Origin of the sequence: Halegenticoccus tardaugens, assembly GCF_004116405.1 — an archaeon.
GTDB classification, from domain to species: domain Archaea; phylum Halobacteriota; class Halobacteria; order Halobacteriales; family Haloferacaceae; genus Halegenticoccus; species Halegenticoccus tardaugens.
In genome coordinates, this window is sequence record NZ_SDIC01000003.1 from 429,909 (window position 1) to 451,641 (window position 21,733).

Annotated in this window: 31 protein-coding genes and 1 tRNA gene; 13 read left to right on the forward strand and 19 right to left on the reverse strand. The window is 68.1% G+C overall.

The window, feature by feature from the left end; all coding sequences use genetic code 11:
- Positions 1 to 84 precede the first annotated feature (84 nt).
- From C3L37_RS09820 to C3L37_RS09845, 7 genes are all read left to right on the forward strand, one after another.
- Complete coding sequence (locus C3L37_RS09820) at positions 85 to 465, forward strand: Rid family detoxifying hydrolase (RefSeq protein WP_129114430.1); 381 nt, start codon at positions 85 to 87, stop codon at positions 463 to 465.
- Positions 465 to 671 carry a hypothetical protein gene (locus C3L37_RS09825; RefSeq protein WP_129114431.1) on the forward strand — a complete coding sequence of 69 codons (207 nt, stop codon included), beginning with the start codon at positions 465 to 467 and terminating at the stop codon, positions 669 to 671. The genes C3L37_RS09820 and C3L37_RS09825 overlap by 1 nt, the downstream gene beginning before the upstream one ends.
- Positions 672 to 698: 27 nt before the next feature.
- A tRNA-Ser gene (locus tag C3L37_RS09830) sits at positions 699 to 779 on the forward strand.
- A 145-nt stretch (positions 780 to 924) separates the two neighbouring features.
- Positions 925 to 1,095, forward strand: a complete 171-nt coding sequence (locus C3L37_RS24320; protein WP_164974729.1) for a hypothetical protein — start codon at positions 925 to 927, stop codon at positions 1,093 to 1,095.
- A 351-nt stretch (positions 1,096 to 1,446) separates the two neighbouring features.
- Positions 1,447 to 3,084, forward strand: coding sequence for a thermosome subunit beta (gene thsB / locus C3L37_RS09835; RefSeq protein ID WP_228546205.1), 1,638 nt, complete (start codon positions 1,447 to 1,449; stop codon positions 3,082 to 3,084).
- Positions 3,085 to 3,533: 449 nt separating this feature from the next.
- A complete protein-coding gene (locus tag C3L37_RS09840; RefSeq protein WP_129114433.1) occupies positions 3,534 to 4,631 on the forward strand; it encodes a hypothetical protein in 1,098 nt (365 codons plus the stop codon).
- A 180-nt stretch (positions 4,632 to 4,811) separates the two neighbouring features.
- On the forward strand, positions 4,812 to 5,804 hold the full coding sequence (locus C3L37_RS09845; RefSeq protein ID WP_129114434.1) for an ornithine cyclodeaminase family protein: 993 nt from the start codon (positions 4,812 to 4,814) through the stop codon (positions 5,802 to 5,804).
- Positions 5,805 to 5,840: 36 nt separating this feature from the next.
- Here C3L37_RS09845 and C3L37_RS09850 read toward each other — a convergent pair whose 3' ends face one another.
- The 4 genes from C3L37_RS09850 to C3L37_RS25295 form a co-directional block, all read right to left on the reverse strand.
- Positions 5,841 to 6,074: a DUF7535 family protein gene (locus C3L37_RS09850; RefSeq protein ID WP_129114435.1), complete on the reverse strand. Its 234-nt coding sequence runs from the start codon at positions 6,072 to 6,074 to the stop codon at positions 5,841 to 5,843.
- Between the two features lie 58 nt (positions 6,075 to 6,132).
- Positions 6,133 to 6,432 carry a PadR family transcriptional regulator gene (locus tag C3L37_RS09855; protein WP_129114436.1) on the reverse strand — a complete coding sequence of 100 codons (300 nt, stop codon included), beginning with the start codon at positions 6,430 to 6,432 and terminating at the stop codon, positions 6,133 to 6,135.
- 127 nt (positions 6,433 to 6,559) lie between these two features.
- Positions 6,560 to 9,442: a leucine--tRNA ligase gene (leuS, locus tag C3L37_RS09860; protein WP_129114437.1), complete on the reverse strand. Its 2,883-nt coding sequence runs from the start codon at positions 9,440 to 9,442 to the stop codon at positions 6,560 to 6,562.
- 22 nt (positions 9,443 to 9,464) lie between these two features.
- A complete protein-coding gene (locus tag C3L37_RS25295; protein ID WP_267195311.1) occupies positions 9,465 to 9,599 on the reverse strand; it encodes a hypothetical protein in 135 nt (44 codons plus the stop codon).
- Positions 9,600 to 9,714: 115 nt separating this feature from the next.
- Between C3L37_RS25295 and C3L37_RS25300 the strand changes: the two genes are divergently transcribed.
- On the forward strand, positions 9,715 to 9,843 hold the full coding sequence (locus C3L37_RS25300) for a hypothetical protein (protein WP_267195312.1): 129 nt from the start codon (positions 9,715 to 9,717) through the stop codon (positions 9,841 to 9,843).
- Positions 9,844 to 9,953: 110 nt separating this feature from the next.
- On the opposite strand, the gene hsp14 is transcribed toward C3L37_RS25300, so the two are convergent.
- The 7 genes from hsp14 to C3L37_RS09895 all read right to left on the reverse strand — a co-directional run bounded on the left by hsp14 (position 9,954) and on the right by C3L37_RS09895 (position 14,255).
- Positions 9,954 to 10,409 (reverse strand): archaeal heat shock protein Hsp14, encoded by a 456-nt coding sequence (gene hsp14 / locus C3L37_RS09865; protein ID WP_129114438.1) that lies wholly within the window; start codon positions 10,407 to 10,409, stop codon positions 9,954 to 9,956.
- 173 nt (positions 10,410 to 10,582) lie between these two features.
- On the reverse strand, positions 10,583 to 10,993 hold the full coding sequence (locus tag C3L37_RS09870) for an Hsp20/alpha crystallin family protein (protein ID WP_129114439.1): 411 nt from the start codon (positions 10,991 to 10,993) through the stop codon (positions 10,583 to 10,585).
- Between the two features lie 127 nt (positions 10,994 to 11,120).
- Entirely contained in the window at positions 11,121 to 12,005 is an 885-nt protein-coding gene (locus C3L37_RS09875) for a prephenate dehydratase (protein ID WP_129114440.1), read from the reverse strand.
- 150 nt (positions 12,006 to 12,155) lie between these two features.
- Positions 12,156 to 12,815, reverse strand: a complete 660-nt coding sequence (gene hisH / locus C3L37_RS09880) for an imidazole glycerol phosphate synthase subunit HisH (RefSeq protein WP_129114441.1) — start codon at positions 12,813 to 12,815, stop codon at positions 12,156 to 12,158.
- Between the two features lie 67 nt (positions 12,816 to 12,882).
- Positions 12,883 to 13,479, reverse strand: coding sequence for a uracil-DNA glycosylase (locus C3L37_RS09885; RefSeq protein ID WP_129114442.1), 597 nt, complete (start codon positions 13,477 to 13,479; stop codon positions 12,883 to 12,885).
- A gap of 25 nt (positions 13,480 to 13,504) precedes the next feature.
- Complete coding sequence (locus C3L37_RS09890) at positions 13,505 to 14,077, reverse strand: endonuclease dU (protein ID WP_129114443.1); 573 nt, start codon at positions 14,075 to 14,077, stop codon at positions 13,505 to 13,507.
- Between the two features lies 1 nt (position 14,078).
- Positions 14,079 to 14,255, reverse strand: a complete 177-nt coding sequence (locus C3L37_RS09895) for a DUF5786 family protein (protein WP_129114444.1) — start codon at positions 14,253 to 14,255, stop codon at positions 14,079 to 14,081.
- Positions 14,256 to 14,375: 120 nt separating this feature from the next.
- Between C3L37_RS09895 and C3L37_RS09900 the strand changes: the two genes are divergently transcribed.
- Positions 14,376 to 15,002 carry an MBL fold metallo-hydrolase gene (locus C3L37_RS09900; RefSeq protein ID WP_129114445.1) on the forward strand — a complete coding sequence of 209 codons (627 nt, stop codon included), beginning with the start codon at positions 14,376 to 14,378 and terminating at the stop codon, positions 15,000 to 15,002.
- 40 nt (positions 15,003 to 15,042) lie between these two features.
- Positions 15,043 to 15,453, forward strand: coding sequence for a DUF7475 family protein (locus C3L37_RS09905; protein ID WP_228546190.1), 411 nt, complete (start codon positions 15,043 to 15,045; stop codon positions 15,451 to 15,453).
- On the opposite strand, the gene C3L37_RS09910 is transcribed toward C3L37_RS09905, so the two are convergent.
- From C3L37_RS09910 to C3L37_RS09925, 4 genes are all read right to left on the reverse strand, one after another.
- Positions 15,450 to 15,599 carry a 50S ribosomal protein L40e gene (locus tag C3L37_RS09910; protein WP_129114446.1) on the reverse strand — a complete coding sequence of 50 codons (150 nt, stop codon included), beginning with the start codon at positions 15,597 to 15,599 and terminating at the stop codon, positions 15,450 to 15,452. The genes C3L37_RS09905 and C3L37_RS09910 overlap by 4 nt on opposite strands.
- A 78-nt stretch (positions 15,600 to 15,677) precedes the next feature.
- Entirely contained in the window at positions 15,678 to 16,037 is a 360-nt protein-coding gene (hisE, locus tag C3L37_RS09915) for a phosphoribosyl-ATP diphosphatase (RefSeq protein ID WP_129114447.1), read from the reverse strand.
- Between the two features lie 130 nt (positions 16,038 to 16,167).
- Positions 16,168 to 16,743 carry a pyridoxal 5'-phosphate synthase glutaminase subunit PdxT gene (gene pdxT / locus C3L37_RS09920; protein ID WP_129114448.1) on the reverse strand — a complete coding sequence of 192 codons (576 nt, stop codon included), beginning with the start codon at positions 16,741 to 16,743 and terminating at the stop codon, positions 16,168 to 16,170.
- Between the two features lie 39 nt (positions 16,744 to 16,782).
- Positions 16,783 to 16,947, reverse strand: coding sequence for a preprotein translocase subunit Sec61beta (locus C3L37_RS09925; protein WP_129114449.1), 165 nt, complete (start codon positions 16,945 to 16,947; stop codon positions 16,783 to 16,785).
- A 115-nt stretch (positions 16,948 to 17,062) separates the two neighbouring features.
- Here C3L37_RS09925 and C3L37_RS09930 point away from each other — a divergent pair, with 115 nt between their 5' ends.
- Positions 17,063 to 17,329 (forward strand): thioredoxin family protein, encoded by a 267-nt coding sequence (locus tag C3L37_RS09930; protein WP_129114450.1) that lies wholly within the window; start codon positions 17,063 to 17,065, stop codon positions 17,327 to 17,329.
- 48 nt (positions 17,330 to 17,377) lie between these two features.
- On the opposite strand, the gene npdG is transcribed toward C3L37_RS09930, so the two are convergent.
- The 4 genes from npdG to C3L37_RS09950 form a co-directional block, all read right to left on the reverse strand.
- On the reverse strand, positions 17,378 to 18,046 hold the full coding sequence (gene npdG / locus C3L37_RS09935) for an NADPH-dependent F420 reductase (protein WP_129114451.1): 669 nt from the start codon (positions 18,044 to 18,046) through the stop codon (positions 17,378 to 17,380).
- Between the two features lie 58 nt (positions 18,047 to 18,104).
- Positions 18,105 to 18,329, reverse strand: a complete 225-nt coding sequence (locus C3L37_RS09940) for a DUF7534 family protein (RefSeq protein ID WP_129114452.1) — start codon at positions 18,327 to 18,329, stop codon at positions 18,105 to 18,107.
- The gene (locus C3L37_RS09945; protein WP_129114453.1) at positions 18,326 to 19,198 is read right to left on the reverse strand and encodes a TIGR01548 family HAD-type hydrolase; all 873 of its coding nucleotides are present in this window, start codon (positions 19,196 to 19,198) and stop codon (positions 18,326 to 18,328) included. The genes C3L37_RS09940 and C3L37_RS09945 overlap by 4 nt, the downstream gene beginning before the upstream one ends.
- Before the next feature lie 107 nt (positions 19,199 to 19,305).
- The gene (locus C3L37_RS09950) at positions 19,306 to 19,740 is read right to left on the reverse strand and encodes a UPF0146 family protein (protein WP_129114454.1); all 435 of its coding nucleotides are present in this window, start codon (positions 19,738 to 19,740) and stop codon (positions 19,306 to 19,308) included.
- Between the two features lie 39 nt (positions 19,741 to 19,779).
- On the opposite strand from C3L37_RS09950, the gene C3L37_RS09955 reads away from it, so the two are divergent.
- Entirely contained in the window at positions 19,780 to 20,301 is a 522-nt protein-coding gene (locus tag C3L37_RS09955; protein WP_129114455.1) for an archaemetzincin family Zn-dependent metalloprotease, read from the forward strand.
- Between the two features lie 180 nt (positions 20,302 to 20,481).
- The gene (locus C3L37_RS09960) at positions 20,482 to 21,675 is read left to right on the forward strand and encodes a CBS domain-containing protein (RefSeq protein WP_129114456.1); all 1,194 of its coding nucleotides are present in this window, start codon (positions 20,482 to 20,484) and stop codon (positions 21,673 to 21,675) included.
- Positions 21,676 to 21,733 lie beyond the last annotated feature (58 nt).

The window sequence follows — 21,733 nt, forward strand, 5'->3', positions numbered from 1 at the left end:
CCGCCTCGGGGTGGGCGGCGGCACCCCGCGTCCGCCCCCGCGGTCGACGGACGGTTTTAAGCCGCCCGCCTTCGATCGGCCCCCATGAAGCGAATCGTCAGCACGGACGACGCGCCGGCGGCGGTCGGCGCGTACAGCCAGGCGACGACGAACGGCTCGCTCCTCTTCACCGCGGGGCAGATCCCCCTGACGCCAGACGGCGATCTCCTCGCCGACGCGGGCGTCGCGACCCAGACCGAGCAGGCGCTCGACAACCTGGTGGCGATCCTCGAATCGGAGGACGCGTCTGCGGCGGACGTGCTGAAGGTCACGGTGTTCCTCGGGGACATCGAGGACTTCGAGGAGATGAACGAGACGTACGCGGCGTACTTCGACGAGGAACCGCCGGCCCGCAGCGCGGTGGAGGTGGCGAACCTCCCGAAGGGCGTCGCCGTCGAGATCGAGGCGGTCGCGTCGCTGGAGTAGTGCGGCCGCGACTTCGATCGAGCCTCCTGTGGGGTCTCGTCGGGGCGCTCGCCTTCCTCGTGTTCGCGCAGGGGTACGTCCTCCTCGGCGGCGACCTTCCCGTGGGTTTTCTCGCGCGCCTCGGCGTCGCCGCGCTCGTCGGGGCGATCGCGGCGGGCCTCACGTACGCGACGGAGCACCGTCTGGCGGAAAAGGGAAGGAGTTAAACGCCCGTCCGGGTTACATCCGGGCGGGCCGGGATGGCTGAGTGGTAAAGCGCACGCCTGGAAAGCGTGTTCCCTCTGGGATCCAGGGTTCAAATCCCTGTCCCGGCGTTTCTCTCGCGGTCGACGGACCCGCAGAGGACCCCGTGCGTCGCCCACGCCCGCGATCTCCGCGAACGACGAGCGGCGGCCGCCGATATTGTTGTATATCTATCAAAAACGTTCATGACCGGCGCTGCCCAACGATTGGGTGACAATGCCTGACACGAAAACTGGCCGAGAGAAGAAGGGCCGCAACAAGCAAGCGCAACTCGAAGCCCGCCTCGCTCGGCGTGACGTTCGGGCACTGAACGGGAACGAAGAGCCGCCGCGGCTCGACGAATTCGACGAGGAGTTGCTCGTCGAACCGGACGAACTCGACGACTGATTCTCCGCGGGGCCGTTCGGCGGCGCGCATCGCGTGCGGTTCCGTGCGGCCCGCTCGACGGTCGATCTTCGACCCGACCCCCCGACCCGTCTCCGCCGATCGGAACGAGCGTGCGCGTCGGCGAATTCCTCGTCGTATATAAACGCGGATCGCTAACCGACTTTCGACCCGCGGATCCCCGTGCCAACTATTCCCACGTATGTCCGATTGAACCGCTTCTGTCTGCCGTTTTCTTCGTTCCCTTTCGACGAGCCGCCGTTCGCGAGACGAGTTCGAATCCGAATAATTTATATAGAATCACAAACAATCAGCCGGTGTACTATGAGCCAGCGAATGCAACAGGGTCAGCCGATGATCATTCTCGGAGAGGATTCCCAGCGCGTCAAGGACCGCGACGCGCAGGAGTACAACATCCGCGCTGCCCGCGCCGTCGCGGAGGCCGTACGCTCGACGCTCGGCCCGAAAGGGATGGACAAGATGCTCGTCGACTCGATGGGCGACGTCACCATCACGAACGACGGCGTCACCATCCTGAAGGAGATGGACATCGACAACCCGACGGCCGAGATGATCGTCGAGGTGGCGGAGACGCAGGAGGACGAGGCCGGCGACGGCACGACGACGGCCGTCGCGATCGCGGGCGAGCTCCTGAAGAACGCCGAGGACCTCCTCGAACAGGACATCCACCCGACGGCGGTGATCAAGGGCTTCCACCTCGCGAGCGAGAAGGCGCGCGAGGAGGTCGACGACATCGCCGAGGAGGTCGACCCCGAGGACGAGGAGCTCCTGCAGAAGGTCGCCGAGACGTCGATGACCGGCAAGGGCGCGGAACTCAACAAGGACGTGCTCGCCAGCCTCGTCGTCGGCGCGGTTCAGCAGGTCACCGTCGAAGCCGACGACGGTTCGTACGTCGTCGACCTCGAGAACGTCAACATCGAGACGCAGACCGGCCGCTCCGCCGGCGAGTCCGAACTCCTCGCGGGCGCGGTCATCGACAAGGACCCGGTCCACGACAACATGCCCCTCGACGCGGAGGACGCGGACGTCCTCCTCCTCAACGAGTCGATCGAAGTCGAGGAGGCGAGCGCGGACACGCAGGTCAACATCGAGAGCCCCGACCAGCTCCAGAAGTTCCTCGACCAGGAGGAAGAACAGCTGAAAAAGAAGGTCGAGCAGATCAAGGAAGTCGGCGCCGACGTCGTCTTCTGTCAGAAGGGCATCGACGACCTCGCCCAGCACTACCTCGCGAAGGAGGGCATCCTCGCGGTGCGCCGGGTGAAGAAGTCGGACATGAAGTTCCTGAAGAACGTCATCGGCGGCTCCATCGTCACCGACCTCGACAGCGTCGAGGCCGACGACCTCGGCCACGGCACGATCTCGCGCGACGACGACGACGAGTTGTTCTACGTCGAGGGCGACGACGCCCACGGCGTCACGCTCCTGCTGCGCGGCTCGACCGACCACGTCGTCGACGAACTTGAGCGCGGCATCCACGACGCGCTCGACGTCGTCGCGACGACGGTCTCCGACGGCCGCGTCCTCGCCGGCGGCGGCGCGATCGAGGTCGAACTCGCCTCCCGGCTCCGCGACTACGCCGACTCCGTCTCCGGCCGCGAGCAGCTCGCGGTCGAGGCGTTCGCCGACGCGCTCGAACTCGTCCCGCGCGTGCTCGCGGAGAACGCCGGGCTCGATAGCATCGACACGCTCGTCGACCTCCGCGCCGCTCACGAGGACGGCGAGGTTCGCGCCGGCCTGAACGTCTTCACGGGCGACGTCGTCGACACCTTCGACGCGGGCGTCGTCGAACCGGCCCACGCCAAGGAGCAGGCGATCGCCTCCGCCACCGAGGCCGCGAACCTCGTCCTCAAGATCGACGACATCATCGCGGCCGGCGACCTCTCCACCGCGGGCGACGACGACGAGGAGATGGGCGGCGCCGGCGGCATGGGCGGCATGGGCGGCATGGGCGGCATGGGCGGCGCGATGTAAACGCGGTCGGACGAAGCCACACGCAGAACCCGTCCACCCCACCGCATCGAGTTCGATCGAATCGGTTCCGTTTTTTTTTTCGCGCTCGCCGAATCAGCGGCCGCTCTCATTGGGCCGCGCGCTCCCCGGCACGGACGCGACCGTCCGCGGCGGCGCTCGGCCGCTCTTCGCCCCACCACTGCTAACGTCCAGCATTCCTCTCGTCGAGTCACGACATACACAGTGTCCCCGACGGACCGACTCCACCCGAGAATCCCCGAACGTCGTCGGAGCGGGGCGATAAGGGCCGGCACTCGATCGTCCCGGACCGTTCTTTTCTATAATCAGAAATAACTATTGCAATAACTGCTTTAGAATATTTTTAATTATTCTTGAAGAAAGTATTTTATTCCTGAGTTTCATTTCACACATTGTATCGCCCGATAAGATATTAAATACTTAAACGAATAATGGGAAATAAGAAGCGTATTACGAGCGTCCTACTCACGATCTGCGTCGTGCTCAGCGTGTTCGTGATGGCACAGCCCGCGGCGGCCGTTCTGACCACGGTCGACGGCCCCGACGAGGTACAACAGTCCGAATCCGTCGAGTTGAACTCGACGGTGGAGTTCCAAGACGGTGAACGGATCCCGATCGAGCGGTTCGCGATCACGTTCACCCCCGACGACGGTGACGAAGACGACCAGGTGACGGTGTACTTCGCACCTGACGGAAGCGTGCTCGACACGGAGGGCGACAGCGACTCGATCGACGTCGACCGCCTCGAAGAGACGCTGGAGATCGAGCCCGTCAGCACTGACGGACTCGCCACCGACTCCGCCACCGACGAGCGGACGGACGAGAGCTACGAGTTCACCTACGGCGAGTACGTCGAGGACGGCCCCGCCTTCGAGTACGCGATCACCGCGTCGGCTGATGCGTTCGACGAGGGCGCCTACTCCGCCCAGCTCGGCGTCGACACCGGCGACGACGTCGCGTTCTCCTCCAACGAGAAGTCGTTCGAGGTGACAGAGGAGCAGGAAGAGGAACCGGAGGAGCCCGAGGAGCCGTGCCCGCCGGAGGAGCCCGAGGAGCCTGAAGAGCCCGAGGAGCCTGAAGAGCCCGAGGAACCCGAAGTGCCGGAGGACCCCGAGGACCGTGAGGAACTCGTCAACCTCCTTGACCGGCTCATCGACCTCCTCGAGGATCTCCGAGAGTTCGTCTCGTCCGGTGAACTCGCCGACCTCATCGACCAGTTCATCGCGCTTCTCGAGCAGATTCAGGACGCGATAGCCGGCGACGGTGAGATGCCTGATGAGGACGAGATGCCCGACGAGGACGACATGCCGGACGAGGACGAGATGCCGGACGAAGATGAGATGCCCGACGAGGACGACATGCCGGAAGACCCCGAGGACCGCGAGGAAGCGATCTCGCTCCTCGACCGGCTCATCAACCTCCTCGAGGACCTGCGGGACTTCCTGTCCGGTGACAGGGCGGTCTCGCTGATCGACCAGCTCATCGACGCCCTGGAGCAGATCCAGGACGCGCTGGCCGCTAACAACTGAACGCGACGCCGGCATGACGCGACGCGAACGGGCGCACGCGCTCTCCCGTTCCGTCACAGCCCGGCGGTTTTTTCGGAGCGTACCGCACGTAGCGAGAGCGTACGCCCCGCGCAGCCGACCGCGAGCGACGGGGCCGTCCGATCAGCATGAACTAAATACGCGCCAGCAAAATTTGCGGCCATGCAGACCCTGTTGTTGAACAGCGCGGCCGTCCGCGAGAACGCACCGATGGCGGAGTTGATCCCCGCGATCGAGGATGCGTTCGCCGCCTACGAACGCGGCGACGCGCAGATGCCGCCGAAGTCCTACATCGACCTGCCGCAGTACAACGGCGACTTCCGCTCGATGCCCGCCTACCTGGAGGCCGACGGCTGGGACGCCGCCGGGATCAAGTGGGTGAACGTCCACACCGACAACCGCGCCGCCTACGACCTTCCCACCGTGATGGGGACGATGATCTACTCCGACCCCAAGAACGCCTTCCCGCTCGCGATCCTCGACGGGACGGAGCTGACGATGCAGCGCACCGGCGCGGCCGCCGCGGTCGCCACGGACCACCTCGCCGTCGAGGACGCGACGAGCATGGGGATCGTCGGCGCGGGCGTCCAGTCGTACACGCAACTGGAGGCGATCTCCGCCATCCGACCGATCGAGGAGGTCGTGATATCCGATCTCGACGAGGCGCGCGTCGCCGCGTTCGTCGACCGCTTCGGGGACCGATTCGACGTGCGCGGCGGTTCGATCGAGGAGGCCGCCTCCTGCGACGTGCTTTCGACCGTAACCCCCGTGGAGGAGCCGATCGTCCCGCGCGATGCCGTCGGCGACCACACCCACGTCAACGCGATGGGCGCCGACGCCGAGGGCAAACACGAACTCGGAGACGAGGTTCTCCTCGACGCCAAGCTCGTCATCGACGACTACGACCAGACGACCCACTCGGGCGAGATCAACGTCCCGTACCGCCAGGGGACGCTCGGGGACGAGGACATCTACGGCGCGATCGGCGAGATCGTCGTCGGCAAGAAAGAGGGGCGGACCGCAGACGACGGGATCACGGTGTTCGACTCGACGGGGCTCGCGATCCAGGACGTCGCGGCGGCGCACGTCGTCTACGAACACGCCGACGAGAACGACAACGGGTATCCCTTCGATCTGCTCGGCCTGGACGGCTGATCGCCTCCCCGCTTCGATTTTCGCCCCCCGCTTTCGCTACGGCGACGACTCCTCGCCGCCCCGCCGACCGGAGACGGCGTCGAACAGTTTTCCGAGGAGCCAGACGATGATCATGAACGGCAAAAGCGGCACGATCAGGATCACGAGCAACAGCGCGTAGGCGATGCCGATGGCGTTCATCTCGCTGTCGGGACGGCTCCGGTACGGCGGCGTGACCGTCCGGTACGCTCGCCCTAACACCCCGGGGTCCTGGTCTCCGTTCGCGCTCATACGCTTTCGTAGGCCCGCAGCGGGGATAAACGTGATCCGAACGGATTCGCGACGCGCGCTACGCGTCGATCTGCGCCGCCTCTTCGAGGTACTGGTTCTCCCACTCGTGGCGCTCGCGCAGGAGTTCTCGACCCTGATCCGTGATCGTGTACGAGTTCGTCCGCCGGTCGATGGTCCCCTTCTCGACGTAGTCGTTCTGGACGAGCGTGTCGAGGTTCGGGTACAGCCGTCCGTGGTTGATCTCCTCGCCGAGACTTCCTTCGAGGTCCTCTTTGATCTCCTGCCCGGAGGGGTTGCCGTGTCCCGCGATCACGAACAGTAGATCCCGCTGAAATCCACTGAGGTCGAAGAGGCTCATGGACGACGGTCCGACGCCCCGATACATAGTTATCAGTATCTTACGGAATCTGTGACTCACCCTACCGGGTGAAATCCGTCTTCGGGGGAGGCTCTCGCCGCGGGTCGATGCCTTCGCGGCCCTCCGCTCACTCGATGTGGATCGCCGGACGGAACGGGACGGCGTTCTTCGCGCGGTCGGCGGGGTCGTACGCGTCGTCGCCCTCGACGTACAGTTCGACGTCGGCGTCGAACTCGCGTTCGAGGAACGCCGCCGCCTCGTCGTACACCGCAGATTCGTCCACGCTCGCCATCGCGGCCAGCGCGTCCTCGTCGCGCCCGCGGACCACGTCGACCAGATCCTGCACCAACCGGTTCACCTCGTCGCCCCGCTCGCGCAGGTCGGGGTTCCCCATCACGGTCCCCATGACCGCGCCGACGTCGGGTCCCTCGTCGACGACCGCGTCGAACACCTCGCGCTTCCAGTCGGCGGCGACGTACACCCGGATCACTTCGGGATCGGTGTCGGTGACGCCCACGATGTCGCGGACGTCGTCGGTCAGCCGCTCGACCTGCCGCTCTTCGACCTCCACGCGGACGCTCTCGAACGCGGGATCGGGCTCGGGCCACGGCGCGTCCTCCGCCGGCGTGCCGGTCAGCCGTTCGTGCAGCTCGTTCGCGATGAACGGGACGAACGGGGCGAGCAAGCGCAACCGCGTCTCCAGCACCGTTCGCATCGTCCACCGCGCGCCCGGCCGGTCCAGATTCGCCCGGCGGCGGTACCACCGCAGGTGCTCTTCGAAGCCGTAGAAGGCCGCCTGACTCGCCGATCGGGTTTCAGAGCGCTCCATCGCCTGCGTGACCTCGCGAACGGTCGACTGGAGCTTCGAGAGCAGCCAGCGGTCGACGTGCTCCAGATTCCGCTCGCCTTCATCGCCGACGATCAGTTCCTGCGCGCGGTTCCAGAAGCGCTCCAGCTGGTCGCGGACGCTGCCCACCTGCTCGGTTCGCCAGTCGTAATCCTGCCACGGCTCCGCCGAGTTCAGGAGGAAAAAGCGGACCGTGTCGGCTCCGTACCGCTCTATGGCCTCGCCCGGCAGGACGACGTGCCCCTTCGAGGAGGACATCTTCCGGCCCTCGAGGAGGCCCATCCCCATGATGACGACTCCCTGCGGCCACTCCGGCTCGGCGAACAGTTCCGCGTGGTGGAACAGGTAGAACGTCAGGTGGTTCGAGATCAGGTCGTTCCCGGAGAACCGATAGTCGACGGGGTACCAGTAGTCCCACTCCTCGCGCAACTCCAGCGCGGTTTCGTCGGGGTCGTCGACCGCCTCGGGCCCGTAGAACAGCGTGTCGAAGAACTCGCGGGTCAGTCCCTCGACCGGAACGTCGCGCAGCCGGTGGGCGATCGTGTAGTACGCCATGTAGATCGTCGAATCCGACAGCGGCTCGATGACGAAGTCCGGGTCCCACGGCAGGCGAGTCCCCAGCCCGTAGTTTCGGATGCAGGGCCACTCGTTCAGCCAGTCGACGGTGTGGTCGTACTCGCCGCGGGTGTTCTCCGGGATCGCGTCCATCCGGCTCACGACCTCGTGGGCCTTCGCCTTCCACGCCTCGTCGTCGTACCGCAGGAACCACGTGTCCTGCTCCGCGACCTCGACGTCGCCGCCGCACCGGCAGACGACCTCCTCCGAGAACTCGTACATCGAGTCGAACGCGCCCGATTCGCGGTGGTCCTCGCGGAATCGGTCCCGGACGTCCTCGACGACCTCGCCGGCGTACTCGCCGTACGCGTCGAGCAAGCGACCGGCGTGGAACTCGCGGTTGTACACCTCCTTCGTCGCCTCCTTCAGCCGCGGATCGTCCGACGAGTCGATTTCCCGCTCCTCGACGGCGTCGCGGGCGGGGACCTCGCCGTAGTCGTCGATCTCCAGGATCGGCACCGGCTCGATGGCCTCCACGTCGGCCGGATCGACGCCGTACCGCTCCATCCGCGCCGCGTCCGCCTTCGCCTCCCGCAGCGCGACGTAGTCGTCCGGGCTGTGCGCCGGCACGGACATCACGACCCCGGTCGCGTTGTCGGGGTCGACGAACGAGGCGGGCAGGACCGGCACCTCGTCGCCGGTGACCGGATTCCGCACGCGCTCGCCGACGAGCCGTTCGCCGGTGAACTCCTCCAGAATCTCGACCTCGCGGGCCTGCAGGCGCAACTTCTCCGTCGCGTCGACGGAGACGAACCACGGCTCGCCGTCGACCGTCGCGACGGCGTACTCGGCCTCGGGGTCGACGTACGCGTTCGTGACGCCGTAGACGGTCTCGGGGCGCAGCGTCGCCATCGGCGCGACTATCGTCTCGCCGTCGCGCTCGAAGGTGAACCGCACCAGCGTGTACTCCTGGAACTCCGCCTCCTCGCCCTCCAGGAGGTCGTGCGTCGTGACGGGCTGGCGTTCGTTCGTGCAGTACTTGACGGGGTGTAGGCCCTTCTCCAGCAGGCCGCGCTCCTTCAGCGTCTCGTACTGCCAGGTGATGAACTTCGAGTAGCGCTCGTCGTTCGTGGTGAACTCCCTGCGCCAGTCGATCGACAGTCCCAGGGACTTCATCCCCTTCTTGTAGCTGCACTCCGCTTCCTCGATGAAGTACCGGGCGTACCCCATCGGCGTCTCCAGCTCCTTCAGGTCGGACTCCGGGACGTTGAACGCGCTCTTCAGCGACTCCAGCTGCTTCGCGTCGCCCTTCTTCAGTCGCTCCACGGCCCCGATGATCGGCGTGCCGGTGACGTGCCACGCCATCGGGAACAGCACGGTGTCGCCCCGCTGGCGGCGATACCGGGCGTACACGTCCGGCACGGTGTACGTGCGGGCGTGGCCGATGTGCATCCCGCCGCTGGGGTACGGGTAGGGGACGGTGATGAACGTGGGCTCGGTTTCACCGGCGTCGTCGCCGGCGCGAGGATCCGGATCGGCCTCGTACCGACCCTCCTCGTCCCAGCGCTCCCGCCAGCGCCGCTCCAGTTCCTGCGGGTCGTAATCCATACTCTCCCATGCGGGTCCTGCCTTAAAATACATCAATACTTGACTTCGGCGTCTGTTCGATCGCGGCAAAAATTGCGACACGCGGTAGCACGCCGCGAAGCTGTTTCGCCACCTGACCGAAGGCGCGATCGACGCCCGCCGGGTCGTCGTCCGCCACCTCTTCACCGACTACTACGCCCTCGCGTCGGGCGGCGCGTCCGCGAAGCGGAAAGAACGCGGAGTTCGTCGGCGAGCGCGTCGCGCGGACCTTCGACCACGTCGAGTACGTGGGCGTGACGCTGCCGATCGACCCGCCGAAGCGCGGCGGCGACCTCCCGGGTGGGTGGCGAACCGTCGTCGCCGACACGGCGGCGTCGCTCTTCGATTCTTCCCCCCTCTCACGGCCCGACACGCGGCCGTAGGGCGTTCTCGCGCTCCGAAACGCGATCGCGGAGTATCCCTCGACGGTCAGAAATCACAAAAATCCGGGGTGTGGACGGTCGACGCCGCGCTCGGATCGGTCCGACCCGCCTCACTCGATGTCGATGCGGTGCGAATCTTCGTCCTCGCCGGCGTGGAGCTTCGGGAGCGTAACGGTCAGCACGCCGTTTCTGTACGAGGCGCTCGCGCCGTCCTCGTCGACCTCCTCCGGGAGTCGGATGGATCGGCTCATCGACGAACTGCGGCGCTCGCGTCGGATGAACTCGCCGGTCTCGCGCTCGTCCTCCGCCTCGCGGTCGGCCCGGACGGTCAGGGTCCGCTCGGAGACGGTGAGGTCGATGTCCTCCTTCTCGAAGCCCGGGAGGTCGGCCGTGACGACGATCTCGTCGTCGTGGTCGGCGACGTCGACGGTCACGCCGTGCGCGCCCATCGAACCCACCGAGCCCATCGGACCGCCCTCCCACCCGCGACCCATGTCGTCGAACTGCTTACTCATCCGCTCGAACATCCGCTCGATCTCTTCGAAGGGGTTGGAACGTCTCATCATCTCGTGTTCACCGCAACTTATTTCGACTTCCGAGGTATTAAATATTCTTGAACGCTGGATAGCCAATCGCACGCTGTGGCGCTCGTACTGCCCGATATGGACGTTTCGGTGTGGTGTGCGGTCGCGGTCAGATCTCGCGAGAGGCTCTCCAGCCGGTACCCTTCGACAGGCGCTCACTCGACGTCGATGCGGCGGCCCGCGTCGGAGCCGTCGCGCTTCGGGAGGGTGACGGTGAGCACGCCGTTCCTGTAGGTCGCGTTCGCCTCCCCTTCCTCGACGGTCTCGGGCACGTACACCGTCCGCGCCACGCTTCGGTGCGTCCGCTCGCGGCGGAGGAACCGACCGTCGCCCGCCTCCCCCGAGCGATCCCGTTCGGCGCGGAGCCGGAGCCGCCCGTCGTCGATCGTGACGTCGATGTCCTCCTTGTCGTAGCCCGGGAGATCCGCCGCGACGACGATCGCGTCGTCGGTCTCGCTCACGTCCACGGAGACGTCGTGCGAGCCGAGGCCGGCCTCGCCGAGCCCCCGGTTCATGCGCTCGAACAGCTCGTCGATCTCCCTGAATGGGTTGTAGCGATCCGACATCACGTTCCCGTGCTCGCGTGAGCTACTTGAAGATTGGTGCCGACGAGAGACTCCGCGACTGCGTCGGGTTTCCGTTCGGATCGATGCCCCTCGTCGTCTCTCCCGATCTCTCCCGAACCGGTCCGCCTCAGTAGAGGACGTGGCGCGTGTCGTACGAGCCGAGCCGGCGGACCCACCCGTTTCGGGCGATCTCCTCGACGTCCGCGAGGGCCTCCTTCGCGCGCGGTTCGTACAGGCCCGCCTCGAAGTCGATGTGGAAGAGGTAGTCGCCGAGGCGGTCGCCGCTCGGGCGCGACTCGATCCGCGAGAGGTTGATGTCGCGGTCGGCGAACGCCTCCAGGAGTTCGAGGAGGAGCCCGGGGTAGTTCGCGTTCGGATAGACGACGAGGGAGGTCTTGCCGCCCGCCTCCGACCGCTCCGACGCGGGCGCGACGACGAGAAATCGCGTGGCGTTCGAACTGCGATCCTGGATGTCCTCGGCGAGGATGGTCAACTCGCCGTCGGCCGACGCGGAGTCGGCGTTTACTTCGCCGGCGTTGGCCGGTTCGGCGTTTACCTCACCGGCGACCGAGGCCGGTTCGGCGTTATCCGGATGTCCGATCCCCGCCACCGACGGGTCCTGTCGGGCGCGCTCGACCCCGCGAGCCGTGCTGGTGACGGCTTCGAGGCGCACGTTCGGGTACTCCGATTCGAGGTACGTCCGGCACTGCGCGAGCGCCTGCGAGTGGCTCGCGACGACGGAAAAATCCTCGCTCTGGGCGAGCAGCGCGTGGCGGATCGGCGTGACGATCTCCGCGACGACGGCGACGTCGCGGCCGGCCAGCGCGTCGAGGCTCTCCGTGACGCTCCCCTCGATGCTGTTTTCGATAGGGACGACGCCGCGCTCGAACTCCCCGTCCGCGACGGCGTCGACGATCCCCGTGACCGACTCGCGGAACGACACCTCGTCCGCCACCGCGCGGGCGGCGCGGTGTGAGTACGTGCCCGCGGGGCCGAGTGTGACCGCTCTCATGGGTTCGTCTTTACCCGTCGGTGTGAAAAGGGCGTCGGGTGCGGCGGGGCGTACGCTGAGCCGGCCTTGGTCGCCGGCGAAGTAGACGCTGAGCCGGCCAACGTCGGTGGGGTAAATGCTGAGCCGGCCTCGCCGCTCACTCGTCGGCGCTCACCCGTCGGCGCACAGCTCGACGAAGTTCCGCAGGATGCGAAGCCCCGTCTCGCCGCTCTTTTCCGGGTGGAACTGCGTCCCGAAGACCGTACCCGTTCCGTCGGCGACCACGGCGGGAAAGTCGATCCCGTAGTCCGCGGTGGCGACGACGGCTTCCCGGTCCTCCGGAACCGCGTAGTACGAGTGGACGAAGTAGGCGTACTCGCCGTCGACCCCCTCGACGAGCGGGTGCTCGCGCTCGACGTGCAGCCGGTTCCAGCCCATGTGCGGAACCTTCTGTCCCTGCGCGAACCGGACGTTTCGCCCGGGGACGAAGTTCAGCCCCTCGACCTCACCCTCGCCGGCGCGCTCCGCCTCCTCGCTCGACGCGAGGAGCATCTGCATGCCGAGGCAGATCCCGAAGATCGGCTGGCCGCGCTCTCGGGCGTCGCGGAGCGCGTCGCGGAACGGGCCGGCGTTCTCCATCCCCTCGCTGAACGCCCCGACGCCGGGGAGGACGATGCCGTCGGCCTCGGCGAACGTCTCGGGGTCGTCCGTGATCGTCACGTTCGCGCCGGCGCGTTCGAGTCCGCGCGTGGCGCTCCGAAGGTTGCCGAGTCCGTAGTCGACGACGACGACCTCGGCGAGCGCCCGCTCTGGCGGCGTGGTCGTGCTCATACCGACACTGGGGGACGACCGGGCAAGTCGCTTTCCGTTCGGGCAGCGGGAACCGCGAGTCGCCTCATCAGTAGTCGCCGAGCGACGACTGGCCGCCGTCGCCCTCGGTCGCTCCCGCGATCTCCGCCGCGCGGCGGATCGCGTCCTCGAACGTCTCGGCCTGGCTCCGGTCGTACAGCGTCGCCGCCGGGTGGACCGAAATGAGCACCCGCCGGGACGCGCCGCCGAGGCGGGCGTCGACCACGTCGCCCGCCTCCTTCGTCACCGCGACGGATCGGTCGAGGAGGTGTTCGCCCGGCACCTTTCCGAGCGTGACGATCAGGTCGGGCTCGACGAGGTCGATCTCGCGTTCGAGGTAGCCGCGGCAGTTGTTCAGCTCCTCCTTCGTCGGATCGCGGTTCCCCGGCGGCCGACAGCGAACGCAGTTGGTGATGCGAACGTCCGCCCGAGAGAGTCCGACGTCGCGCAGCGCGTCGTCGAGCACGGACCCCGAGCGGCCGACGAACGGCTCGCCCTGCCTGTCCTCGCTCTCGCCCGGCCCCTCGCCGACGAACAGCAAGTCGGCGTCTTCGGGGCCCGTTCCGTTGACAATTTGGCTCCGGCCGTCGACCAGCGCCGGACAGCGCTCGCACTCCAGCACGCGGAGGCCCTCCATGGTTCCCATGTGGGGGCGTCCGGGCGGCAGCGGCTTAACGTTCCGCCCTCGGTTCGTCGGCGACCCATCCCCGCGCCGCCCGCGCCGCGAGCCGCGCCACGCGCAGCGGCTCCGGTCGACCTCCCTCGGGGGTGAACGCCCGCACGACACGCGCCGCATCGTCCTCGTCGAGACCGACGGCGCGGACGAAGCGCACCTCGCCGTTCACGTCGATCCGCCGGCGCGGCGGCTGTGCCAGATACGTCTCCAGCCGCCGATCGAGTTCGTCGCCGGAAAAGTGCTCGCGCAGCGCCGGTTCGAGCCCGGAACTCGGTTCGAACGAGACGGACAGGACGGGGCGCGCCGCGGCCGCGGCGATCGCGCGGAGGTCGACGACGTTGAACCACGCCGGGGCGACGCCGGACACGAAGAGGTAGCGTACGTCCTCGCGATCCAACTCCTGAAAAAGCGTTCGGATCGACTCGGTCGCGTCGGTTCCGCCGACGGTGCAGGACCCGAAGGCGAAGCCGTCGACGACCCGGTCGGCCCGGACGAGCGCCCCGGCCAGCGCGCTCCGGTCCGTCGCGTCGGACGCGGCCACGCCCAGCGCCCTGGCCCCGGGCTTCACCTCACCGCTCCTTTATGTCCTTGAGGCGGTCGAGGAGTTCGTCGTTCGACGCACCGATCTCGAACTCGACGCTCCCCCGATGCTCGCTCTCGCCGGTCGCGACGCCGTCGTTCTCGTCGAGATCCGCGCTGTACTCCTGGCGCTCCTGTTCGGACTCGTCGTAGCTCCCGAATCCCATACGCGTGTACGTTGTGGACCGGGACTGAAAAATCCGACGCAGTGTCATCACGGTGTCACTTGCTCGGTGATATCCTCCGGCGTCCGCGATTTTTTCACCGCTCGCCCCCTCGCTACGGCTATGGACCCCATTGTCGTGACCGCGGACGCGGAGCAGTTCACCTGCAACGCGTACCTCGTCCCCGGCGAGCGACCGACGCTGGTCGACGCCGGGACGATGCCCGGCGTCGCGGACGTCGTCGCGGAGCACACGGAGGAGCTCGACGCGGTCGTTCTCACCCACCAGCACGCCGACCACGTCGGCGAACTCGACGCCGTCCTCGACGCGTTCGACCCCGACCTGTACGCGTACGGCGACCGTCCTCGTCGGACGCACGAACTGATGGACGGCGATACGGTTCGGATGGGCGACGACGACTACGAGGTCGTCTACACGCCGGGGCACGCCGCCGACCACGTCTCGCTCGTGAGCGACGAGGCGCTGTTCAGCGGCGACGTCGTCGTCTACAACGACGCCGCGTTCTCCGACGGAAGCTTCGGTCGGACGGACATGCCGGGACAGTCCCGCGAGCGGCTCATCGAGAGCATCGCCGCGCTCCTCGACCGGCTCCCCGATTCGGTGACCGCGATGTACGCCGGCCACGGCGACGTCTACCGCGCGACCGAGGACGAATCCGTCCGCGACGTCGTCGAGCGGGCGCTGGCGCGCGCGGAGCGCCGCGAGCCGAAGTACCCCGACGAGGGGTGAACGCGGCGAGGGTTATGCCCTCGCGGGCCGTACCGTTCGCATGGCAACCGGTTCGGATGCGACGAGGTCGAACGTGAACGCACGAAAGCGCGGATTCGGTACGGGATCGCTCACCCGACTCGACTACGTCGGCGTCGCGCTCGCCGCGGTGACGGGGATCGTCCACCTCGCGCTGGGCGTCGCAAACCTTCCCAGTCCGCTGGCGATCAGCTTCGTCCTCGCCGGACTGGGCTTCTTCGGCGGAATCGCCCTGCTGGCGGCGGGGTACGACCGTCGCCGTCTCCTCCTCGCCGGCATCCCCTTCGTCGGCGTCCAGATCGTCGCGTACGTCGCGCTGAACTGGCCGAACGTGCTCTCGCCGGTCGGTATCGCGGACAAGCTGGTCCAGCTCGGGCTCTTGGCCGTGCTCGTCGCGTCGTTGCGCCGCGAGAAGAACGGAGAACCGAGTTAGGCGTTGCGCGGCTCCTTGGACTTCGGGCGGAGGTGCTTGTACCCGCACTTGCGGCAGCTGGTCGCCCGCTTCGGATTGCGGGCGTTACAGCGCATGCAGATCTGCTTTTCGAGCGTCCGGTCGACCGCGGGATCGAAACTCGGCATACGGCGGATTTGCCCGGCCGCCGGTATAACGGTTGCGAGACGGTGCGGCGACGCGACGCGCCGCCCGAATGGCGATCCTCAGCGCCCGCCGAAGCGCGCGTCGAGTTCTCCCCGGAGGTCGTCGAGGGTCACGCCCTTCGCCGCGAGCAGGACGAACAGGTGGTAGACGAGGTCCGCGCTCTCGGCTCTGATCTCGGCGTCGTCGTCGTCCTTCGCGGCCAAAATCAGCTCCGTCGTCTCCTCTCCGAGCTTCTCCAGGACGGCGTTCTCGCCCTTCTCGTGGGTGAAAAGCGAGGTCGTGTACGAACCCTCGGGTAGTTCCGCCCTGCGCGATTCGACGAGCGCGAACAGCTCGTCGAGAACGTCGTCCGCCGATCCGCCGTTCGTCCCCCCGCCGTCCGTCGCCTCGCCGTCCGCGGGCGGCTCTCGGTCGCTCATACCTCCTCCGTCGAAGGGCGGACGGAAAAACGTCTCCGTCCGCGGCCGAGGATCGCGCTCGCGCCTGCGGTTCCCACGGGCCTTCTGTTCCCGCGGGTTTCGTCCCCCACGGGCTTCGGACCTTCGGCGGCTACTCGAAGAGGGCCAGCCGGTGGATGCGGTCGTCGGGCGTCAGCTCCGGGTGGAAGGACGTGCCGACGACGGGGCCGTCGCGGACGACGACGGGCGCGTCCCCCCACCGCGCGAGCACCGTCGCGTCGCCGACCTCGTCGACGAGCGGCGCTCGGATGAACACCGCCGGAAACGGCTCGTCGAGCCCCGTCACGTCGACGACCGCCTCGAAGCTGTCCTTCTGCCTGCCGAACGCGTTGCGGTCGACGGTCGCGTCGACGAGGTCGAGCGTCGCGACGCGCTCGTCCTTCGCGTCGCGCGAGGCGACGATGAGGCCGGCGCAGGTCGCGAGGACGGGCTTTTCGGCCGCGGCGTGCGCGCGGATCTCGTCGTCCATCCCTTCGCTCCGCAGGAGCCTGGAGATCGTCGTCGACTCCCCGCCGGGCAGGACGAGCGCGTCGCAGTCGGGGACGAGTCCGGACCGACGGATCTCGACGACCTCGGCCTCCGTGTCGGCGGCGCGCGCGGCGCGCTCGACGGCTCCGGCGTGCTCGCTCACGTTCCCCTGCACGGCGACGACGCCGACGCGTGTCATGCCCGACCGTCGGCACCGCCCGGACAAAAAGAGACCGACCTAGAACGCGAGGATGTTCAGGATCTCGATCCCGATGCCGAAGAGGACGCCGGACGCGACCACGGTCTTCGGATCGATTCGGATGGCGTTTCGGTCCTCGGCGTCGAAGTACCGGACGAGCCCCGCGCTCGACATCAGGCCCCCGGTGTTCTGTCCGCGGCTCATACACGTCCCTCCACCCGTCTCGCTCCTAAACGTTTCGCTCCGACCGCCGTCGACCCCCCGCCTCGCCGGTGGGAAACCCTTATGCGCGCCCGTAAGCAATGCCGAAGAGGGTACAATGACCGTTCGACTCAAAGACTTTTACGCGGACTGGTGCGGGCCGTGCAAGACGCAGGACCCGATTCTGGAGGAGCTGGAGGGCGATTACCCCGAGGTCTCCTTCGAGAAGGTGAACGTCGACGAGGAGCAGGACATCGCCAATCAGTATCAGGTGCGGTCGCTCCCGACGCTCATCGTCGAGAACGAGGAGGGCGTCGTCGACCGCTTCGTCGGCGTCACCCAGCGCGAGGACCTCGAAGCCGCGCTCGCCGACGCCGGCGCTTGAGCGCACAATCCGACACCGAAAGCAGCTTTTGGCGCGGCTCTGCGTGGGTTACTCGAATCGAACGCCGAGGTCGTGCATCCCGTCGTTGTTCGACGCGACGTTGATCAAAAGCGGCGTGATTCCCTCCACCTCCGGCGCGTTGGCGATCCCGCCCGCGTCGAGCGCGCGCAGCCCCTCGATGCCCTCGGCGAGCAGCCGGACCGTCTCCTTCGCGTCCTCGTCGTCGGCGACGAGCAGCGTGTCGATCCCGAGGTCCGCGTCGAGGTCGGCCAGCCGCCCCGCCGCGAGGTTGTGGAACGCGCCGACGACCGGAACGTCGGCCGGGGCGGCGTCCGCGGCGAGCTTCGTCACGCTGCCGGCGCTCGGCGCGTGGTAGTGAAAGCCCGCGTCGTCCCGCCGTATCCCCGTCGCCGGGCTGACGAGCACGTCCGCGCCGTCGAGCCTGTCGGCGATGGCCTCGACCGTGTCGGCGACGTGGTACGGCGGCACCGCGAGGACGATCACGTCCGCGCGGTCGGCCGCCATCCCGTTTTCGAACCCCTTGATCGACACCTCGACGCCGCGGCTGTCGAGTTCGGTCTCGTACTCCTCGGCTTTCGTCCGCGCCCGCTCCGGGTCGCGAGAGCCGATGAGCACCTCGTGGTCCGTGTGGAACGCCCACCGGAGCGCGAGCCCCTCGCCGATGTCCCCGGTGCCGCCGAGCAACGCGATTCGCATACTTCGACTGTGGCCGGTCGGGAGGTAAGCTTTGCGCGACCGGAGGCTTCTGCCCCCGTCACTCTCCTTCGTTTCGGTCGTCGCCGCCGACGCCGACGCCGAGGCGCTCGTACCCGCCGAAGTAGACCAGCCAGTAGGCGATCACGGGCACGAGGAACAGCACCCCGACGACGACGAACATCCGCGCGGTCGCGTCCGGCACGAGCACCGACGCCAGCCCGAGCCCGATCGCGTCCAGCGCGAGGATCGTGAAGATGTACGTCGGAATCCCCTTTCGGATCATTCGAGCAGGCGGGGCAGGTCGTTCACGGAGTCGATCACGGCCGCCGCGCCCTCGGCCTCGTACTTGCGCCGCCCCTCCTCGCCGGTGAGCCCGCCCGTGAGCACGCCGACGCCGTAGTACTCGCGATCGGGGTCGGCGTCTGCGGCGTTCGTCGCGGTCCTGACGTCGTCGAGCGTGTCGCCGACGAAGGCGACGGCGTCGGCGTCGAGCCGGTCCGCGAGCGTCGTGAGCGCCCGCGGGTGAGGTTTACCCTCGTCCCAGTCGTCCATCGTGAACCGGCGCTCGTCGGGCACGTCGAGGCCGACGCGCGAGAGCGCGATCTCGGCCTCCGCCGCCGGCCGCCCCGTGAGCACGCCGACGGGGAACCGGTCGGTCAGCGCCCGGATCGTCCCGGGCGTCGCCAGCACCGGCTCGTCGTGGACGTACCCCGGGACCTCGAACGGCGGCTCGTCGCCTTCGAGTTCGCGGTAGAGATCCCCGCCGAGGTAGAGCGCCTGAAACGTCTCCCGGAGCGCCTCGCGGTCCCACGCGTCGAACGCGCGCGCCCGGGCGGCCTCGGGGAGTTCCTCGACGACGGAGCGGGCGGCGTCGAGGCCGCCGCCGCGCGCCGCGATCGCGTCGGTGAACGCCTCGACCGACGGCTCCAGCCCCTCGCGGGTCGCGAGGACGAAGAGCGCCGCCGCGTCCGTCAGCTCCCAGTCGTTGTTGAACCCCCCGGCGTCCTTGAACGACTGCACGTCCCCCCTGTCGATGGTCTCCCCGTGGAGCCGTTCGACCGACTCGACGATCGCCCGGCGGTAGGAGTCGGCGACGTCGACGAGGACGCCGTCGACGTCGAGGACGACCGCGTCTGCGCGAAGTGAGTGCATACGGTAGACGCCCGTAGCTGACCGCTCCGGCGATATCAATGTGCCGACGCCGGTCGTCGATGTCGATTCGCGAGGCTCGGCCGTCGCTCTCGATGCGCCGACGCCGATCACCGGCGTCGACGGTTTCCCGATCGACCGTCGAGCGCGACGAACAGCGTCTCGCGACCGACCGCCTCGCGCCGGACGGGAACCGTCGGTTCGTCGTGGCCGAGCGTGGTGAAGAGAAAGTCGGCTCCGGCGGCGCGCGCGACTCGCCGAGTCGGCCGGTGGAGTTCGGGCGGGAGGTTCAGCGCGTACACGGCGTCGACGCGGTAGCGTTCCCCCGGATCTTCCCGCTCGCTTCGGGCGACGACGTCGTCGCGGACGAACCGAACGCCGTCGGGGACCGGTCGGTCGTACACGTCCGTCGCCGTCACCGACTTCCCGGCCGCCGCGAGCGCCGCCGCGACGTCCGGTCGGCGGCCGACGCCGACTTCGACGAGCCGATCGTACCGCGCGAGCCGAGCCGCGAGGGCGTCGCGGGTCGCAGTGTCACGCCCCACGTCGGGATATTTATTGGCCGCGCCCGCTTAACGCCTTCCATGCTTGTCGATATCGTGCCCATCGGGGACGTCCCCGCGCAGGTAAAGCGCGAGGCGTCGGCGGCGCTGCGCTCCGTGTACGACGTCGACGTGACGGTCCACGACGAGCAGAGCATCCCCGAGGGCGCGTTCGATCGCGGTCGCAACCAATACCGGGCTGAGGAGTTCATCGAACTCGCGAGTCGCACCGGCACCGGGGACAAGAACATCGGCATCACGGCGCAGGACCTCTACTACCGCCGCCGCAACTACGTCTTCGGGCTGGCGTACCTCAACGGCAACGGCTCCGTCATCTCCACGTATCGGCTCCAGACCTCCTCCGACGGCGGCATCTCGACCAAGCCCGCCCGTGAGGTGTTCTCCGACCGCGTCCGAAAGGAGGTCGTCCACGAGATCGGTCACACGTTCGGCCTCGAACACTGCGACAACTCGAAGTGCGTGATGAGCTTCTCCCCCACGGTGCGCGAGGTCGACGTCAAGGAGGAGAACCTCTGCGGGACCTGCAGCCGTCACCTCGGCTGATCCGTACGCCGCCTTCGCCTCGCCTCCCGCCGCCTCCGCCTCGACTCTCGCCACCTCCGTCTCGCTCCCCTCGCTTTCTCGTCTCGCGCCCGACTTACCCGCGCCGGCCGGTTCCCGTCTCCCGGGAACGACGCCGTCGATTGATCCCCCGCTCGTTCGTACCCCCGGTCGTGGAGTAAGATGAACGTGACCGACTGCGTTTCACCGGAATTTTCGACGCTCGACGCGGCCGCCCCCGTCTCGAAGCTCGCGGGTGCGTTCGAGGACCCGACGCGCAAAGCCGTCGTCGTCACCGACGACGGCGACTACGAGGGGGTCGTCACCCGCCGCCAGCTCGCGGCGTCGCACCGTCACCCCGACGCCAAGGTGCGCTCGCTCGTCGAGCGCGTCCCCCGGACGACGGCGACGACCGGCGTCAGGGAGGCCGCGCGCCTGATGGTCGAGTCGGGCTCGATGGCGCTCCCCGCGTTCGACGGCGACCGACTTCGCGGCGTCGTCGAGGCGGACGGCCTGCTTCGGGAGGTCCAGCCGTCGCTCTCCGCGCTCGCCGTCGAGGACGTGTACTCCGACGACCTGCGGACGCTCGCCCCCGACGCGACGCTCGGGCGGGCGCTCCACCTGTTCCGCGAGCACCGGATCGCCCACCTCCCCGTCGTCGACGACGACGCCGGCTCGCACTCGGCCCTCGTCGGCATCGTCAGCCTGACCGACGTCGTCGACTTCGCGACGCGCGACGTCCGCCGGAGTCGCGGCGGCTCTGCGGGCCCGTTCGCCGGCGGCCCGCTCGGCGGCTCCGGCGCGCGCGAGGGCGAAACCGACCGCCTGCTCGACCTCCCCGTGCGCGACGTGATGACCGCCCCGGTGGGGACGGTGTCGACCGACCGACCGCTCGACGCCGCCCTCGACCGGATGTTCGACCGCGAGGCGTCATCGCTCGTGGTGACGACCGACGACGGCGCTCCCGCGGGCATCGTCACGAAGACGGACCTCCTCGGGTCGCTCACGATGGAATCGCCCGACCGGCGATCCGTCCAGATCGTCGGCGTCGGTCTCCTCGGCGACGTCGACTACGACGAGGTTTCCGACCTCGTCGCCGGCCTCGTCGGGAAGGGCGGCGACCTGACGCTCATCGAGGCGAAGGTCCACTTACACGAGCACGACGAGACGCGAAGGGGGACGCCCCTGCTCTTCGTCCGCGTCCGGCTCTTCACTGACGACGGACTCTTCGTCGCCTCCGGCGAGGGGTTCGGCGCGCGGTCCGCGCTGCACGCCGCCCGCGACGCCCTCGAACGTCAGCTCACGGCGCGCAAGAAGCACCGCGAGAACGGCGAACGGTCGGAAGGACGGTCCCCTGCGGGCGGCGATGGTTGGTAGCCTCGCGCGCGGAGCGTCGGTCGCCGCCTCGACGTCGACGGCGGCCGCTCCGGAGGAC